This window comes from Pseudomonas sp. RIT-To-2 (genome assembly GCF_029623465.1).
GTDB lineage: Bacteria > Pseudomonadota > Gammaproteobacteria > Pseudomonadales > Pseudomonadaceae > Aquipseudomonas > Aquipseudomonas silvicola.
This window is the reverse complement of record NZ_JAPYKM010000032.1, coordinates 1-15,966: the sequence shown is the minus strand read 5'-3', so window position 1 is coordinate 15,966 and position 15,966 is coordinate 1. Positions and strand designations below refer to the sequence as shown.

The 15,966-nt window shown below is 57.7% G+C and carries 13 protein-coding genes and 4 tRNA genes; all 17 read right to left on the bottom strand.

The annotated features are described in order from the left end of the window. Positions 1-14: 14 nt before the first annotated feature. Positions 15-485: a 30S ribosomal protein S7 gene (gene rpsG / locus QBK88_RS23585; protein ID WP_010490886.1), complete on the bottom strand. Its 471-nt coding sequence runs from the start codon at positions 483-485 to the stop codon at positions 15-17. A gap of 119 nt (positions 486-604) precedes the next feature. Continuing rightward, on the bottom strand, positions 605-976 hold the full coding sequence (rpsL, locus tag QBK88_RS23580; RefSeq protein ID WP_003186084.1) for a 30S ribosomal protein S12: 372 nt from the start codon (positions 974-976) through the stop codon (positions 605-607). A 206-nt stretch (positions 977-1,182) separates the two neighbouring features. Continuing rightward, on the bottom strand, positions 1,183-5,382 hold the full coding sequence (gene rpoC / locus QBK88_RS23575; RefSeq protein ID WP_277963924.1) for a DNA-directed RNA polymerase subunit beta': 4,200 nt from the start codon (positions 5,380-5,382) through the stop codon (positions 1,183-1,185). Between the two features lie 64 nt (positions 5,383-5,446). Continuing rightward, a complete protein-coding gene (gene rpoB / locus QBK88_RS23570) occupies positions 5,447-9,520 on the bottom strand; it encodes a DNA-directed RNA polymerase subunit beta (RefSeq protein WP_268147893.1) in 4,074 nt (1,357 codons plus the stop codon). 220 nt (positions 9,521-9,740) lie between these two features. After that, positions 9,741-10,106: a 50S ribosomal protein L7/L12 gene (rplL, locus tag QBK88_RS23565; RefSeq protein WP_268147891.1), complete on the bottom strand. Its 366-nt coding sequence runs from the start codon at positions 10,104-10,106 to the stop codon at positions 9,741-9,743. A 74-nt stretch (positions 10,107-10,180) separates the two neighbouring features. Continuing rightward, on the bottom strand, positions 10,181-10,681 hold the full coding sequence (gene rplJ / locus QBK88_RS23560; RefSeq protein ID WP_277963923.1) for a 50S ribosomal protein L10: 501 nt from the start codon (positions 10,679-10,681) through the stop codon (positions 10,181-10,183). Positions 10,682-10,881: 200 nt separating this feature from the next. Beyond that, positions 10,882-11,577 (bottom strand): 50S ribosomal protein L1, encoded by a 696-nt coding sequence (rplA, locus tag QBK88_RS23555; RefSeq protein ID WP_158154249.1) that lies wholly within the window; start codon positions 11,575-11,577, stop codon positions 10,882-10,884. Continuing rightward, complete coding sequence (rplK, locus tag QBK88_RS23550; RefSeq protein WP_277963922.1) at positions 11,577-12,008, bottom strand: 50S ribosomal protein L11; 432 nt, start codon at positions 12,006-12,008, stop codon at positions 11,577-11,579. The genes rplA and rplK overlap by 1 nt, the downstream gene beginning before the upstream one ends. 117 nt (positions 12,009-12,125) lie before the next feature. Next, complete coding sequence (nusG, locus tag QBK88_RS23545) at positions 12,126-12,659, bottom strand: transcription termination/antitermination protein NusG (protein WP_108240418.1); 534 nt, start codon at positions 12,657-12,659, stop codon at positions 12,126-12,128. 9 nt (positions 12,660-12,668) lie between these two features. Then, a complete protein-coding gene (gene secE, locus QBK88_RS23540) occupies positions 12,669-13,037 on the bottom strand; it encodes a preprotein translocase subunit SecE (RefSeq protein WP_268147882.1) in 369 nt (122 codons plus the stop codon). A 46-nt stretch (positions 13,038-13,083) separates the two neighbouring features. Next, positions 13,084-13,159: transfer RNA gene (locus tag QBK88_RS23535), tRNA-Trp, on the bottom strand. Between the two features lie 95 nt (positions 13,160-13,254). Then, positions 13,255-13,330: transfer RNA gene (locus QBK88_RS23530), tRNA-Thr, on the bottom strand. 26 nt (positions 13,331-13,356) lie between these two features. Further along, a tRNA-Gly gene (locus QBK88_RS23525) sits at positions 13,357-13,430 on the bottom strand. Positions 13,431-13,453: 23 nt separating this feature from the next. After that, positions 13,454-13,538 (bottom strand) — tRNA-Tyr (locus QBK88_RS23520). Positions 13,539-13,686: 148 nt separating this feature from the next. Further along, complete coding sequence (locus QBK88_RS23515; protein ID WP_277963921.1) at positions 13,687-14,133, bottom strand: hypothetical protein; 447 nt, start codon at positions 14,131-14,133, stop codon at positions 13,687-13,689. An 8-nt stretch (positions 14,134-14,141) separates the two neighbouring features. Then, on the bottom strand, positions 14,142-14,891 hold the full coding sequence (locus QBK88_RS23510; protein ID WP_277963920.1) for a pantothenate kinase: 750 nt from the start codon (positions 14,889-14,891) through the stop codon (positions 14,142-14,144). After that, positions 14,881-15,840, bottom strand: coding sequence for a bifunctional biotin--[acetyl-CoA-carboxylase] ligase/biotin operon repressor BirA (gene birA, locus QBK88_RS23505; protein WP_277963919.1), 960 nt, complete (start codon positions 15,838-15,840; stop codon positions 14,881-14,883). Before birA ends, QBK88_RS23510 begins: the two co-directional genes overlap by 11 nt. Positions 15,841-15,966: the final 126 nt, after the last annotated feature.

Genomic DNA, 15,966 nt, shown 5'->3' with positions numbered 1-15,966 from the left:
AATTGACGCTGGATTTAGAAGCGGTAGTGCGAGAACGCTTTGTTGGCTTCAGCCATACGGTGAACGTCTTCACGCTTCTTAACTGCAGCACCTTTGCCTTCGGCAGCATCCAACAGCTCGCCAGCCAGGCGCAGAGCCATAGACTTCTCACCGCGCTTGCGCGCGAAGTCTACCAGCCAGCGCATTGCCAGGGCATTACGACGGGACGGACGAACTTCGACCGGAACCTGGTAAGTAGCACCGCCAACACGGCGCGACTTTACTTCGACCAGCGGAGCGATGGCGTCGAGAGCTTTCTCGAAGATTTCCAGTGGGTCGCTGTTCTTGCGTTCTTTAACCTTGTCCAGCGCGCCATAAACGATACGCTCGGCAACGGCTTTCTTGCCGCTTTCCATCACGTGGTTCATGAACTTGGCCAGGATCTGGCTGCCGTATTTTGGATCGTCAAGCACTTCGCGCTTGGCTGCTACGCGTCTTCTTGGCATGGATAAGCCCTCAAACGGTCTTCAGGTTAGCTCGGGACATCCCACCCTGAGGTGCGGGACCCGACCTTACTCTTATCGACTCAGAAAAATAGATAATTGCAATGTGCTGCAAGCGGCCATTACTTCGGACGCTTGGTACCGTACTTCGAACGACCTTGGTTACGACCTTTGACGCCAGAGGTATCCAGGGAGCCGCGAACGGTGTGGTAACGAACACCTGGCAAGTCTTTTACACGACCGCCGCGGATCAGTACCACGCTGTGCTCTTGCAGGTTGTGGCCTTCACCGCCGATGTACGAGGAAACCTCGAAACCGTTGGTCAGACGCACACGGCATACTTTACGCAGTGCCGAGTTAGGTTTTTTCGGCGTGGTGGTGTACACACGGGTGCACACGCCACGACGTTGCGGGCAGTTCTGCAGCGCAGGTACGTCGGATTTCTCGACGATACGCTTACGCGGCTGACGTACCAGCTGGTTGATAGTTGCCATCTACTAGCTCCACTGTTGTCTTGCGACGCTATTGTCTTGCAAGAAAAGCAAAATGGCAGGACATACGTCCCGCCAGATTTAGGGGTACAAGAGTCTAAAGAGGATCTTGTCCCCAGTCAAGGCAAGGCCCCGCCCTCCCCGACCAGACGAACCCGAACATCATGTGTCCGGTTTCGTCGGTCGTAGAGGCCAGGGCCCTGCGCTGATCAGTTACCGCTGGAGTTCAGCGCTTCAGTCAGTGCCGCTTCGACTTCGCTCGCGCTTACACGCAACGGTTTGTCAGCATCACGGCGACGCTTGCGCTCGCTGTGGTATGCCAGACCGGTACCAGCCGGGATCAGACGACCCACGACCACGTTTTCCTTCAGGCCGCGCAGGTAATCGCGCTTGCCGGTTACCGCCGCCTCGGTCAGTACACGGGTGGTTTCCTGGAAGGAAGCCGCCGAGATGAACGATTCGGTGGACAGCGAGGCCTTGGTGATACCCAGCAGCACACGGGTGTACTTGGAGATGAACTTGTCTTCCGATGCCAGGCGCTCGTTCTCGCCCAGTACCTGAGTCAGTTCCATCTGGTCGCCCTTGATGAAGCTGGAGTCACCCGACTCGGCGATCTCGACCTTGCGCAGCATCTGACGCAGGATGGTCTCGATGTGCTTGTCGTTGATCTTCACGCCTTGCAGACGGTAAACGTCCTGGATCTCGTTGACGATGTACTTGGCGAGCGCACTCACACCCAGCAGACGCAGGATGTCGTGCGGATCGCTAGGACCGTCGGAGATTACTTCGCCGCGGTTGACCTGTTCACCTTCGAACACGTTCAGGTGACGCCACTTCGGAATCAGCTCTTCGTACGGATCGGTACCGTCGTTCGGGGTGATGACCAGACGGCGTTTGCCCTTGGTCTCTTTACCGAACGCGATGGTGCCGCTGACTTCAGCCAGAATCGACGCTTCTTTCGGACGACGTGCTTCGAAGAGGTCGGCAACACGCGGCAGACCACCGGTGATGTCGCGGGTTTTCGAAGTTTCCTGTGGAATACGGGCGATAACGTCACCCACACCCACTTGCACACCATCCGCCACACCGACCAGGGCGTTGGCTGGCAGGAAGTACTGAGCCGGTACGTCGGTACCTGGCAACAGCAGATCCTTGCCATCGGCGCCAACCATCTTGACCGCTGGGCGAATTTCCTTGCCGGCAGCAGGACGGTCTTTGGCATCCAGTACTTCGATGTTGGTCAGACCGGTCAATTCGTCGGTCTGGCGCTTGATCGTAATACCTTCTTCCATGCCCACGTAGGTCACGGTACCTTTCATTTCGGTAACGATCGGGTGAGTGTGCGGGTCCCACTTGGCCACGATGGCGCCAGCGTCGACCTTGTCACCTTCTTTAACCGAAATCACGGCACCGTACGGCAGCTTGTAACGCTCACGCTCACGACCGAAGTCATCAGCGATGGCCAGCTCACCGGAACGGGACACGGCAACCAGGTTACCGTCAGCACGCTCTACGTGTTTCAGGTTGTGCAGACGAACCACACCACCATTCTTCACTTGAACGCTGTCAGCAGCGGAAGTACGGCTTGCCGCACCACCGATGTGGAACGTACGCATGGTCAGCTGGGTACCCGGCTCACCGATGGATTGGGCGGCGATTACGCCGACCGCTTCACCGATGTTCACCTGGTGACCGCGAGCCAGGTCACGACCGTAGCACTTGGCGCAGATGCCGTAGCGGGTTTCGCAGCTGATCGGCGAGCGAACGATCACTTCGTCGATGCTGTTGAGTTCGATGAACTCTACCCACTTCTCGTCTACCAGGGTGCCGGCAGGAACGATGACTTCGTCGGTACCTGGCTTGAACACGTCACGGGCGATGACACGACCCAGTACACGTTCACCCAGCGGCTCTACAACGTCGCCGCCTTCGATGTGCGGGGTCATCAGCAGACCCTGCTCGGTGCCGCAGTCGATCTCGGTAACCACCAAGTCTTGCGCCACGTCTACCAGACGACGAGTCAGGTAACCGGAGTTCGCGGTTTTCAACGCGGTATCCGCCAGACCCTTACGAGCACCGTGAGTCGAGATGAAGTACTGGAGTACGCTCAGACCTTCACGGAAGTTCGCGGTAATCGGCGTCTCGATGATCGAGCCGTCCGGCTTGGCCATCAGACCACGCATACCAGCCAGCTGACGAATCTGAGCTGCCGAACCCCGGGCACCGGAGTCAGCCATCATGTACATCGAGTTGAACGATTCCTGGTCAACTTCGTTGCCATGACGGTCGATGACCTTCTCTTTCGAGAGGTTGGACATCATCGCCTTGGACACTTCGTCGTTGGCCTTGGACCAGAGGTCGATCACCTTGTTGTACTTCTCGCCCTGGGTTACCAGGCCGGAAGCGTACTGGCTTTCGATCTCTTTGACTTCGTCGGTAGCGGTACCGATGATGCGAGCTTTCTCATCCGGGATAACGAAGTCGTTGACACCGATGGAAACACCCGAAATCGTCGAGTAGGCGAAACCGGTGTACATCAACTGGTCAGCGAAGATAACGGTCTCTTTCAGACCAACCACGCGGTAGCACTGGTTGATCAGCTTGGAGATCGCCTTCTTCTTCATCGGCGTGTTGACCACGTCGAAGGACAGGCCTGGTGGAACGACCTGGAACAGCAGCGCACGGCCGACGGTGGTGTCGACGATACGGGTGTTCTTAACGCTGCCGCCGTCACGGTCGTTGACCGTTTCGTTGATGCGCACTTTGATCTTGGCGTGCAGAGCTGCTTCGCCGGCGCGGAATACGCGGTCGACTTCCTGCAGGTCGGCGAACACGCGGCCTTCGCCCTTGGCGTTGATCGCTTCACGGGTCATGTAGTACAGACCCAGTACAACGTCCTGCGACGGAACGATGATTGGCTCACCGTTGGCTGGCGACAGGATGTTGTTGGTCGACATCATCAGCGCACGGGCTTCGAGCTGGGCTTCCAGGGTCAGCGGTACGTGCACCGCCATCTGGTCGCCGTCGAAGTCGGCGTTGTACGCAGCACAGACCAGAGGGTGCAGCTGGATAGCCTTGCCTTCGATCAGTACCGGTTCAAACGCCTGGATACCCAGACGGTGAAGGGTCGGTGCACGGTTGAGCAGCACGGGGTGTTCGCGAATCACTTCGGCGAGAACGTCCCACACTTCTGGCAGCTCACGCTCGACCATCTTCTTGGCGGCCTTGATGGTGGTAGCGAGACCACGCATTTCCAGCTTGCCGAAGATGAACGGCTTGAACAGCTCCAGGGCCATCTTCTTCGGAAGACCGCACTGGTGCAGGCGCAGGGTCGGGCCTACGGTAATTACCGAACGACCGGAGTAGTCAACACGCTTGCCGAGCAGGTTCTGACGGAAACGACCCTGCTTACCCTTGATCATGTCAGCCAGGGATTTCAGAGGACGCTTGTTGGAACCGGTGATGGCACGACCGCGACGACCGTTGTCCAGCAAGGCGTCGACAGCTTCCTGCAGCATGCGCTTTTCGTTGCGCACGATGATGTCGGGAGCCGACAGGTCCAGCAGACGCTTCAGACGGTTGTTACGGTTGATCACTCGACGATACAGATCGTTGAGGTCGGACGTCGCGAAGCGACCGCCATCCAGTGGTACCAGTGGACGCAGGTCTGGCGGCAGAACCGGCAGAACGGTCAACACCATCCACTCAGGCAGGTTGCCGGAACCCTGGAAGGCTTCCATCAACTTCAGGCGCTTGGACAGCTTCTTGATCTTGGTTTCCGAGTTGGTCTGCGGAATCTCTTCGCGCAGGCGGCCAATCTCGTGTTCCAGGTCAATGGCGTGCAGCAGTTCGCGGACCGCCTCGGCACCCATGCGGGCGTCGAAGTCGTCACCGAACTCTTCGAGGGCTTCGAAGTACTGCTCGTCGTTCAGCAGCTGACCCTTCTCCAGGGTAGTCATGCCCGGGTCGATAACGACATAGCTCTCGAAGTAGAGAACGCGTTCGATATCACGCAGGGTCATGTCCATCAGCAGGCCGATACGCGACGGCAGCGATTTCAGGAACCAGATGTGGGCAACGGGCGATGCCAGTTCGATGTGCGCCATGCGCTCACGACGAACCTTGGCCAGCGCGACTTCAACGCCGCACTTCTCGCAGATCACACCACGGTGTTTCAGGCGCTTGTACTTACCGCACAAGCACTCGTAGTCCTTGACTGGGCCAAAGATCTTGGCGCAGAACAGGCCGTCACGCTCAGGCTTGAACGTACGGTAGTTGATGGTTTCCGGCTTTTTAACTTCACCGAACGACCACGAACGGATCATCTCAGGCGACGCCAACCCGATACGGATTGCGTCAAACTCTTCGACTTGACCCTGGTTTTTCAGCAAATTCAGTAGGTCTTTCAAGGCCTTTCCTCCTGGCGGAGCAGGGAGCGGGCTTTAAGGGCCCACTCCCGATTCGCGTCGCGTGTTATTCGGTTTCCAGATCGATATCGATACCGAGGGAACGAATCTCTTTGATCAACACGTTGAAGGACTCGGGCATGCCCGGCTCCATACGGTGATCGCCGTCCACGATGTTTTTGTACATCTTGGTACGACCGTTCACATCGTCCGACTTCACTGTGAGCATTTCTTGCAGGGTGTAGGCGGCACCATAAGCTTCCAGTGCCCAGACCTCCATCTCCCCGAAACGCTGACCACCGAACTGAGCCTTACCACCCAGCGGCTGCTGGGTAACCAGGCTGTAGGAACCAGTGGAACGCGCGTGCATCTTGTCGTCCACCAAGTGGTTCAGTTTCAGCATGTACATGTAGCCAACAGTAACGTGACGCTCGAACTTGTTGCCAGTCCGGCCGTCGAACAGCTGCATCTGGCCGCTTTCTGGCAGGTCTGCCAGTTTCAGCATGGCCTTGATCTCGCTTTCCTTGGCACCGTCGAATACCGGGGTAGCCATAGGAACGCCAGCACGCAGGTTCTTCGCCAGATCCAGGATTTCCTGGTCGCTGAAGCTTTCCAGGTTTTCTTGGCGGCCACCGATCTCGTTGTAGATCTCGGTGAGGAACTTGCGCAGTTCGATGACTTTACGCTGCTCTTCGAGCATGCGGTTGATCTTTTCGCCCAAGCCCTTGGCCGCGAGGCCCAGGTGGGTTTCCAGAATCTGACCAACGTTCATACGCGAAGGTACGCCCAGCGGGTTGAGAACCACGTCCACAGGGGTGCCGTTGGCATCGTGTGGCATGTCTTCAACCGGCATGATCACGGAGACCACACCCTTGTTACCGTGACGACCGGCCATCTTGTCGCCCGGCTGGATGCGGCGACGGATTGCCAGGTAAACCTTGACGATTTTCAGCACGCCTGGAGCCAGGTCATCGCCTTGCTGCAGTTTGCGCTTCTTGTCTTCGAACTTGTCGTCCAGCAGGCGACGACGGTCAACGATGTACTGCTGGGCTTTTTCCAGCTGTTCGTTGAGGGCGTCTTCGGCCATGCGCAGCTTGAACCACTGACCGTGTTCCAGACCGTCCAGGACTTCGTTGGTGATTTCCAGACCTTTCTTCAGGCCGGCACCACCATCGACGATCTGACCGACCAGGGCCTGACGCAGACGTTCGAAAGTTGCGCCTTCGACGATGCGGAACTCTTCGTTCAGGTCCTTGCGGATCTCGTCCAGCTGGCTCTTCTCGATCGACAGAGCACGAGCGTCACGCTCGACGCCGTCACGGGTGAAGACCTGGACGTCGATGACAGTACCTTTGGTGCCGGTAGGCACGCGCAGGGAGGTGTCCTTAACGTCGCTGGCTTTCTCACCGAAGATGGCGCGCAGCAGTTTTTCTTCCGGAGTCAGTTGGGTCTCGCCTTTCGGAGTGACCTTGCCGACCAGGATGTCGCCGGCGCCGACTTCGGCACCTACGTAGACGATACCGGCTTCGTCCAGCTTGTTCAGCGCTGCTTCACCCACGTTCGGGATGTCAGCGGTGATTTCCTCTGGGCCAAGCTTGGTGTCACGGGCCACACAGGTCAGTTCCTGGATGTGGATCGTGGTGAAACGGTCTTCCTGAACCACGCGCTCCGACAGACAGATGGAGTCTTCGAAGTTGAAACCGTTCCAGGCCATGAACGCGATGCGCATGTTCTGACCCAGTGCCAGTTCACCCATATCGGTGGACGGGCCGTCGGCCATGATGTCGCTGCGCTGGACGCGGTCACCCTTGCTCACCAGCGGACGCTGGTTGATGCAGGTGTTCTGGTTCGAACGGGTGTACTTGGTCAGGTTGTAGATATCTACACCGGCTTCGCCTGGCTCGACTTCATCGTCCGCCACGCGAACAACGATACGGCTGGCATCGACGGAATCGATCACGCCGCCACGACGGGCCACGACGCAAACGCCGGAGTCACGGGCAACGTTGCGCTCCATGCCGGTACCTACCAGCGGCTTGTCGGCGCGCAGGGTCGGTACAGCCTGACGCTGCATGTTGGAACCCATCAACGCACGGTTGGCGTCGTCGTGCTCCAGGAACGGAATCAGCGAGGCTGCGACCGAGACTACCTGCTTGGGCGAAACGTCCATCAGGGTTACGTCTTCAGGCGCCTTCACGGTGAATTCGTTCAGGTGACGTACGGCTACCAGCTCGTCGATCAGGACCTTGTTCTCGTTCATGGTCGCCGAAGCCTGCGCGATCACGTGATCGGCTTCTTCAATGGCGGAGAGGAACACGATCTCGTCGGTGACCACACCCTCTTTGACAACGCGGTACGGGCTTTCCAGGAAGCCGTACTGGTTGGTGCGCGCGTAAGCGGCCAGGGAGTTGATCAGACCGATGTTCGGACCTTCAGGGGTCTCGATCGGGCATACACGGCCGTAGTGAGTCGGGTGTACGTCACGAACTTCAAAGCCTGCACGCTCACGGGTCAGACCACCTGGGCCGAGTGCAGAGACACGACGCTTGTGGGTAATTTCCGACAGCGGGTTGTTCTGGTCCATGAACTGCGACAGCTGGCTGGAACCGAAGAACTCTTTCACCGCGGCCGCTACCGGCTTGGCGTTGATCAGGTCCTGAGGCATCAGGCCTTCGCTTTCGGCCATCGACAGACGTTCCTTGACCGCACGCTCAACGCGTACCAGGCCAACACGGAACTGGTTCTCGGCCATTTCGCCTACGCAGCGAACACGACGGTTACCCAGGTGGTCGATGTCGTCGACGATGCCTTTGCCGTTACGGATGTCGACCAGGGTCTTCAGAACGGCAACGATGTCTTCCTTGCTCAGCACGCCCGAACCTTCGATCTCGGTGCGACCGATACGACGGTTGAACTTCATGCGACCTACAGCGGACAGGTCGTAACGCTCAGGGCTGAAGAACAGGTTGTTGAACAGGGTCTCGGCAGCATCCTTGGTTGGCGGCTCGCCAGGACGCATCATGCGGTAGATCTCGACCAGCGCTTCCAGTTGGTTGGCGGTGGAGTCGATCTTCAACGTGTCGGAGATGAACGGGCCGCAGTCGATGTCGTTGGTGTACAACGTTTCGATACGGACGACCTGAGCCTTGGCGATCTTCACCAGCAGCTCGGTGCTCAGTTCAGTGTTGCACTCGCACAGGATTTCGCCGGTGGCCGGGTGAACGATGGCCTTGGCGGTGGTGCGACCCAGCACGTAGTCCAGCGGGACTTCCAGCTCTTTGATGCCGGCTTTTTCCAACTGGTTGATATGACGGGCAGTGATACGACGGCCCTGCTCCACGATCACCTTGCCGGTGTTGTCGAGGATATCCAGGACGGCGATTTCACCACGCAGGCGCTGTGGCACCAGCTCCAGGCTGAGCTTTTCGCCCTGCACGTGGAATACGTTGGTGGTGTAGAACGCATCGAGGACTTCCTCGGTGCTGTAGCCCAGTGCGCGCAGCAGTACCGACGCAGGCAGCTTGCGACGACGGTCGATCCGGACGAATACACAGTCTTTCGGGTCGAATTCGAAGTCCAGCCACGAGCCGCGGTAAGGAATGATACGGGCCGAGTACAACAGTTTGCCGGAGCTGTGAGTCTTGCCACGGTCGTGGTCGAAGAACACACCTGGCGAACGGTGCAACTGGGAGACGATGACGCGCTCGGTACCGTTGATTACGAAGGTACCGTTCTCGGTCATCAGGGGGATTTCCCCCATGTAGACTTCCTGCTCCTTGATGTCCTTGATCGCTTTGTTCGACGATTCTTTGTCGAAAATGATCAGGCGTACTTTTACCCGCAAAGGTACGGCGTACGTTACGCCACGCAATACGCATTCTTTGACATCAAAGGCCGGTTCGCCCAGGCGATAACCAACGTACTCCAGAGCAGCGTTGCCGGAGTAGCTGATGATCGGGAAAACGGATTTGAAGGCCGCATGCAGACCGACGTCACGGAACTGGTCCTTGGTCGCGCCCGCCTGCAAGAATTCGCGATACGAATCCAGCTGGATAGCCAAGAGGTACGGTACGTCCATGACGTCCGGCAACTTGCTAAAGTCCTTGCGGATACGTTTTTTCTCAGTGTATGAGTAAGCCATCAGCGTTCCCCAGCTTGGTCACCTGCTTGTTTGGCTCCTCCCGACGGGGAGCAGCCAGAAAATCGTGCAAACCCCTTGGTTTGCGCCACCATCATCGGTGGTTGAAGCACGTTGTTGGCGCTGACCTGATCAGCTGCCAATAACGGAAAAAGGCCGGTGGCATGAGCCACCAGCCATCAGCCGTTCGCTTGACGCTCGGGCTGGAGACGCAAGGTCGAAATTACTTGATTTCGACTTTGGCGCCAGCTTCTTCCAGCTTCTTGGCAGCGTCAGCAGCGGCTTCTTTCGAAACGCCTTCAGCTACGACCTGAGGAGCGGTGTCAACTTTCTCTTTGGCTTCTTTCAGGCCCAGACCGGTCAGTTCACGAACGGCCTTGATGACGTTGACTTTCTTCTCGCCGGCTTCAACCAGGACAACGTTGAATTCGGTTTGCTCTTCAACAACAGCGGCAGCAGCAGCTGGACCAGCCGAAGCGGCAGCAGCGGTAACGCCGAATTTTTCTTCGAAAGCTTTGATCAGCTCAACAACTTCCATTACGGACATTGCGCCAACGGCTTCGAGGATTTGCTCTTGAGTAACGGACATGACTCTTTTCCTGAATTGGGGGACGGCCTACGCGACCATCGAAATAAACAAAAAACGCGAGAAGCGAGCGGCCCTTAGGCTGCAGCGGCTTCTTTCTGGTCGCGAAGTGCCGCCAGAGTACGAGCCAGTTTGCTGGTAGCGCCTTGAATCACGCTCATCAGCTGGGAAATGGCTTCGTCACGGGTCGGCAGCGTTGCCAGTACGTCGATCTGATTGGCTGCGAGGAACTTGCCCTCGAACGCAGCTGCCTTGATCTCGAACTTGTCCTGACCTTTGGCGAACTCTTTGAAGATACGAGCAGCAGCGCCCGGATGTTCTTTCGAGAAAGCGATCAAGGTCGGGCCTTTGAACACGTCGTTGAGGATCGAGTAATCGGTGCCTTCAACAGCGCGCTTGAGCAAGGTGTTACGTACAACGCGTACGTACACGCCAGCTTCGCGGGCCTCTTTACGGAGTCCGGTCATAGCGCCTACAGTCACACCACGGGCATCAGCCACGACAGCGGACAGGGCAGCTTTGGCAGCCTCGTTGACTTCAGCGACGATGGCCTTCTTGTCTTCGAGTTTAATTGCCACGGGTTTAACTCCTGCTTGTTACCGTTTCATCTGGCCGAGGCCGGATGTCGTTTTGGTGTCTAGTTCCAAAAGGAACCGGGAGCACCATCTGCGTAGGCTTGTGGTTTAAGGCTCGCGCCGCCTACGGTCTTGGATAGCCCCCGCAAAGCAGGGACCCCAATTTTTCAGCTCGGAGCGGTTACCCGCCCCGGCTGCAAGTCTTACGCGCTCAGGGAACCCTGATCGATTACCAGACCTGGGCCCATGGTGGTGCTCAGGGTAACGCGCTTGACGTAGATACCTTTCGAGGAAGCTGGCTTGATACGCTTCAGATCAGCGATCAGGGCTTCAACGTTTTCCTTCAGCTTGGTGGCTTCGAAGCCAACCTTGCCAACGGAAGTGTGGATGATGCCGTTTTTGTCGGTGCGGTAGCGAACCTGACCAGCCTTGGCGTTTTTAACCGCGTTGGCTACGTCTGGAGTCACGGTACCGACTTTCGGGTTAGGCATCAGGCCGCGTGGACCCAGGATCTGACCCAGTTGACCTACAACGCGCATGGCATCAGGCGATGCGATGACGACGTCATAGTTCAGGTCGCCGCCTTTCATTTCGGCAGCCAGGTCGTCCATGCCAACGCGGTCTGCGCCTGCAGCCAGGGCAGCTTCAGCAGCTGGACCTTGGGTGAAGACAGCAACACGTACAGTCTTGCCAGTGCCGTGTGGCAGCACGGTAGCGCTACGTACGACCTGGTCGGATTTACGTGGGTCAACGCCCAGGTTCACGGCGACGTCGAACGACTCGCTGAACTTGACGGTCGACAGCTCGGCCAGCAGAGTGGCGGCTTCTTCGAAGTTGTAGACTTTGCCAGCTTCGATTTTGGAAGCAATAGCCTTTTGGCGCTTGGTCAGCTTAGCCATTACACACCCTCCACGTTAAGGCCCATGCTGCGAGCCGAGCCAGCGATGGTGCGCACAGCGGCGTCCAGGTCGGCAGCGGTCAGGTCAGCATCTTTTGCCTTGGCGATTTCTTCCAGCTGAGCGCGGGTCACGGTACCGACTTTAACGGTGTTCGGACGAGCGGAGCCGCTGGTCAGGCCAGCAGCTTTCTTCAGCAGAACCGAAGCAGGGGTGCTTTTGGTTTCGAAGGTGAAGCTACGGTCACTGTATACAGTGATGATGACTGGAGTCGGCAGGCCGGCTTCTTGCACCTGGGTACGGGCGTTGAAGAGCTTGCAGAATTCCATGATGTTCACACCATGTTGACCCAGAGCCGGGCCGACGGGCGGGCTAGGGTTGGCCTGGCCGGCCTTTACTTGCAGCTTGATATAAGCCGTGATTTTCTTAGCCATGAGCTACTCCAATATCGGGTACAGGCGCCTGAAAAGGCTCCCCGGTTGCTTGCGTTTTATCCCAGAGACGACAAAACCCCGCAGCTTACGCCTGCGGGGCATGGGATATGCCTTCAATCAGACCTTTTCGACCTGACTGAACTCGAGCTCTACCGGAGTAGAGCGTCCGAAAATAAGCACGGCCACTTGGATCCGGCTCTTTTCGTAGTTGACTTCTTCGACGGTACCGTTGAAATCCGCGAAAGGACCATCGGTAACGCGAACAACCTCGCCCGGCTCGAACAGAGTCTTGGGCTTTGGCTTGTCGCTGCCGTCAGCGACACGACGCAGGATAGCTTCAGCTTCCTTGTCGGTGATAGGTGCAGGCTTGTCGGCGGTACCGCCAATGAAGCCCATCACACGAGGAGTGTCCTTGACCAAGTGCCAAGTACCCTCGTTCATTTCCATCTGGACCAGCACATAGCCTGGGAAGAACTTACGTTCGCTTTTGCGCTTCTGGCCATTGCGCATCTCAACCACTTCTTCAGTGGGGACCAGAATCTCGCCAAAACCGTCTTCCATGCCAGCCAGCTTTACACGCTCGATCAAAGAGCGCATAACATGCTTCTCGTAACCCGAGTAGGCATGCACAACGTACCAACGCTTAGCCACGGGACACCCTTAGCCGACGATCAAGGAAACAAGCCAGCCTAGCAGGGAATCAAGCCCCCACAACAGCAACGCCATGACCAGGACGACCGCCACTACGATCAGCGTGGTCTGCGTGGTCTCTTGGCGAGTTGGCCATACGACTTTACGGATTTCGGTGCGAGCTTCCTTTGCCAGAGCGAAGAACGACTTGCCTTTCGCGGTCTGCAGCGCGGTAAACGCAGCTACGGCAGCAATGACGAGCAGTGCGAGCACTCGGTACAGGATCGGAGACGCGTGGTAATACTGATTACCAACCACGCCAACCACCACCAAAGCGACAACAACCAGCCACTTGAGCAGATCAAAGCGAGAGTCTTGGGCTTCAGCCTTCGGGGTCATCTAGGAGGATCCTGTGAAAAGAAAGCCAGACATCACCGAGTGAATCTGGCAGGTCAGGAGGGAATCGAACCCCCAACCTACGGTTTTGGAGACCGTCGCTCTGCCAATTGAGCTACTGACCTAAAAACATAATCAGGCCGACCATTATGCCGGGCCGAATAAGCGATTTCAACCACTTATAAAACAAAGGCAGATATTTTCATATCTGCCTGAGTAATGGAGCTCTTGAGCGGATTTGAACCGCTGACCTCACCCTTACCAAGGGTGTGCTCTACCAACTGAGCTACAAGAGCGAAACACTTTGCACAACCAGCAAACTTGGAGCGGGTAGCGGGAATCGAACCCGCATCATCAGCTTGGAAGGCTGAGGTTCTACCACTAAACTATACCCGCGGAGCTTGCTGCTCACGCTAAATTGGTGGAGGGAGAAGGATTCGAACCTTCGAAGTCTGAGACGTCAGATTTACAGTCTGATCCCTTTGGCCGCTCGGGAACCCCTCCGTAACGTGGGCGGCATTATCAACCTCTGCCGTCCTGCTGTCAAGCTATTTTTTCAATTAAATCTTGAAGTTAGCTTCGTTTGACAGCTGCTTCACACCTTGAGCGTTTCCGCTTATCGCTGTGGAGCGGGCGCCATTCTATGCAGGATTCAAGGTACTTGCAACCCCCCACACAACATTATTTTCTGTTTTAAGTCTTTGAAATCATTGGAAAGTCTTTGGAGCAGGGTTTCGTCCAGCAAACGCCGGGCTTCCGGCGAAATGCGCAACCAGTGAGAGACTCCCTCCGGGGCATTCACCGCCACTGCACGAGAGGAAATATCCAGGCTGGTCAGGCGCTGCTCCACCGGCGCGAGCTGCTCCAGCCGAGAAAACCCGCCCACGTACAGACAGTTTTCAGTGTCCACTGCAGGCTTGGCGGCCGCTGCTCCCCGTGTTTGGCCAGCATCCGACTCGCTGAGCAGCTTGATATCCTGATGCGCGCCTTTGTAAAGGGACAGCGACGCGACTTCCTTGGGCCGCATGGGAGCGACCTGCTGATGCCACACGGCGTAGAAAACATTGAGCACAACCAGCAGGAGGAATAACCAGCGCATAAGGCACCTCAGACAATAGGGCAGGCGATTGCCAAGCCGACGAACACCAGGTCCGGAATAACCTGCGCCTGAGGGACCACGTCGCTGACAAGGCCGGCATCCCCGCCCGTGAGGAACAGCGTGAAGTCATCCCCCCACAGGCGCCTGGCATGCTCGAGCTGACTCAACACGAACCCGCGCGTCATCAGGGTGCAGCCACGCTCGACAGCCTCGACGGTATTCCGCCCCGGCTGCAGGCTGGCATGGGCACGCTCGGCAGACTGGTCGTCGTAGCGGATCTTGCGCGTATGGGTGCGCAACTGGCCGCGCATCAGTGGCATGCCAGGGCAGATAAAACCACCGATGTGCTCACCGTCGACGGCAACGAAGTCGGAGGTAATGGCCGTGCCCAGGTCGATGACCACGCACGCTCGGCCGGCCAGGCGATAACCCGCCACCAACGCTACCCAACGATCCAGCCCCAGGCGCTCGTACTCTTCATAGCCGTTGTGGACACCTGCCAGCACCCGGGACGGCCGCGCAGTGATCGGCTGCACCTTGAACTCGTCTGCCAGGGCCGCCACCAACCTGCCGGTTTCATCTTCATTGCGCACGCTGACCAGGCGGCAGTGCTGCAGCTGCAACCCGTCGATGGCTTTCAAGGCATCAATGAGGACACCGTCAGCGTCCACCACGCCGCCGGCAATACGCTTGTCGTCATCGCCTGCGGTGACCCGCCACTTGATGAAACTGTTACCGCAGTCCAGCTCAAGAATCATTGCGCAACCTCAGGCTGAGCTCACCGCCACTAAAGCTTTTTTCCACGCCATCGACCTTGAGGCGCAAGGCGCCTTGGTGATCAATGCCCATGACCTCACCATCCACCTGGTTGACCCCGGCAATCAGCGATACTGCCCTGCCCTGCCACAGATGATTAGCTTCCCATTGCGCCTGGATAGGCGCAAAGCCCTGCTCGCGATGCAGCACCAGGTATTCCTGCAGGCGCTTGCTGAGCAATGACACCAACTGATTGCGGTCCACAGACTTGCCCGACTCGAGCCGCATCGAAGTCCACTGCTGGTCGACCGCGTCGGTAGACTGCATGTTCACATTGATACCGATACCCAGGACGACATGGCAGACGTCAGCAGGATCGCCGACCAGCTCCAGGAGAATACCGGCTATCTTCTGTTGGCCTACCAGCACATCATTGGGCCACTTCAATCCAGCCCTGGCGATACCCAGCTCCCGCAATGCCTGCATGACCGCAAGGCCAACCACCAGGCTCAGCCCTTCCAGCTGGCGCATGCCACCGTCGATACGCAGCACCAGGCTGTAATAGAGGTTTTCCGCGAAAGGGCTGACCCAGGTACGACCTCGCCTGCCCCGCCCAGCAGTCTGGCGCTCCGCCAGGACCATGAAGGGCGCCTCCCGACCTTGCGCTACAGCCCTCAGCGCTTCAGCGTTGGTGGAGTCGATGGAATCGAAGATGAAGGCAGGCCAGCCTGGAGCCCCGGCATAGGCCTTTATTTCATCAGCATCAAGCAGCGCCAACGGCGTCGCCAACTGGTAGCCGCGGCCGCGGACCTTGTGGATAGGAAGATTGAGTTCGGCTTCCAGGTGCTGGAGCTGTTTCCAGACCGCACTGCGGCTTACGCCCAGCGCAGCACCCAGGGCCTGCCCGGAATGGAAGCGACCATCCTTCAAGAGCTTCAACAACGTCAACATGCCAGATTCGCCTCACAATGAGGCACGCATGATAGCCATGCCGATGGCCGTTGCATAGAAAGCGCGATAGCGTTTGACCGACATCCGCACAGGCATTTTCGGCAGATCCGGGAGTTGTCCCGCCAG

Coding starts and splice junctions, on each gene's coding strand:
- rpsG (WP_010490886.1), bottom strand. CDS start 485: ATGCCAAGAAGACGCGTAGCAGCCAAGCGCGAAGTGCTTGACGATCCA.
- rpsL (WP_003186084.1), bottom strand. CDS start 976: ATGGCAACTATCAACCAGCTGGTACGTCAGCCGCGTAAGCGTATCGTC.
- rpoB (WP_268147893.1), bottom strand. CDS start 9,520: ATGGCTTACTCATACACTGAGAAAAAACGTATCCGCAAGGACTTTAGC.
- rplL (WP_268147891.1), bottom strand. CDS start 10,106: ATGTCCGTTACTCAAGAGCAAATCCTCGAAGCCGTTGGCGCAATGTCC.
- rplA (WP_158154249.1), bottom strand. CDS start 11,577: ATGGCTAAGCTGACCAAGCGCCAAAAGGCTATTGCTTCCAAAATCGAA.
- rplK (WP_277963922.1), bottom strand. CDS start 12,008: ATGGCTAAGAAAATCACGGCTTATATCAAGCTGCAAGTAAAGGCCGGC.
- secE (WP_268147882.1), bottom strand. CDS start 13,037: ATGACCCCGAAGGCTGAAGCCCAAGACTCTCGCTTTGATCTGCTCAAG.
- QBK88_RS23515 (WP_277963921.1), bottom strand. CDS start 14,133: ATGCGCTGGTTATTCCTCCTGCTGGTTGTGCTCAATGTTTTCTACGCC.
- QBK88_RS23510 (WP_277963920.1), bottom strand. CDS start 14,891: ATGATTCTTGAGCTGGACTGCGGTAACAGTTTCATCAAGTGGCGGGTC.
- birA (WP_277963919.1), bottom strand. CDS start 15,840: ATGTTGACGTTGTTGAAGCTCTTGAAGGATGGTCGCTTCCATTCCGGG.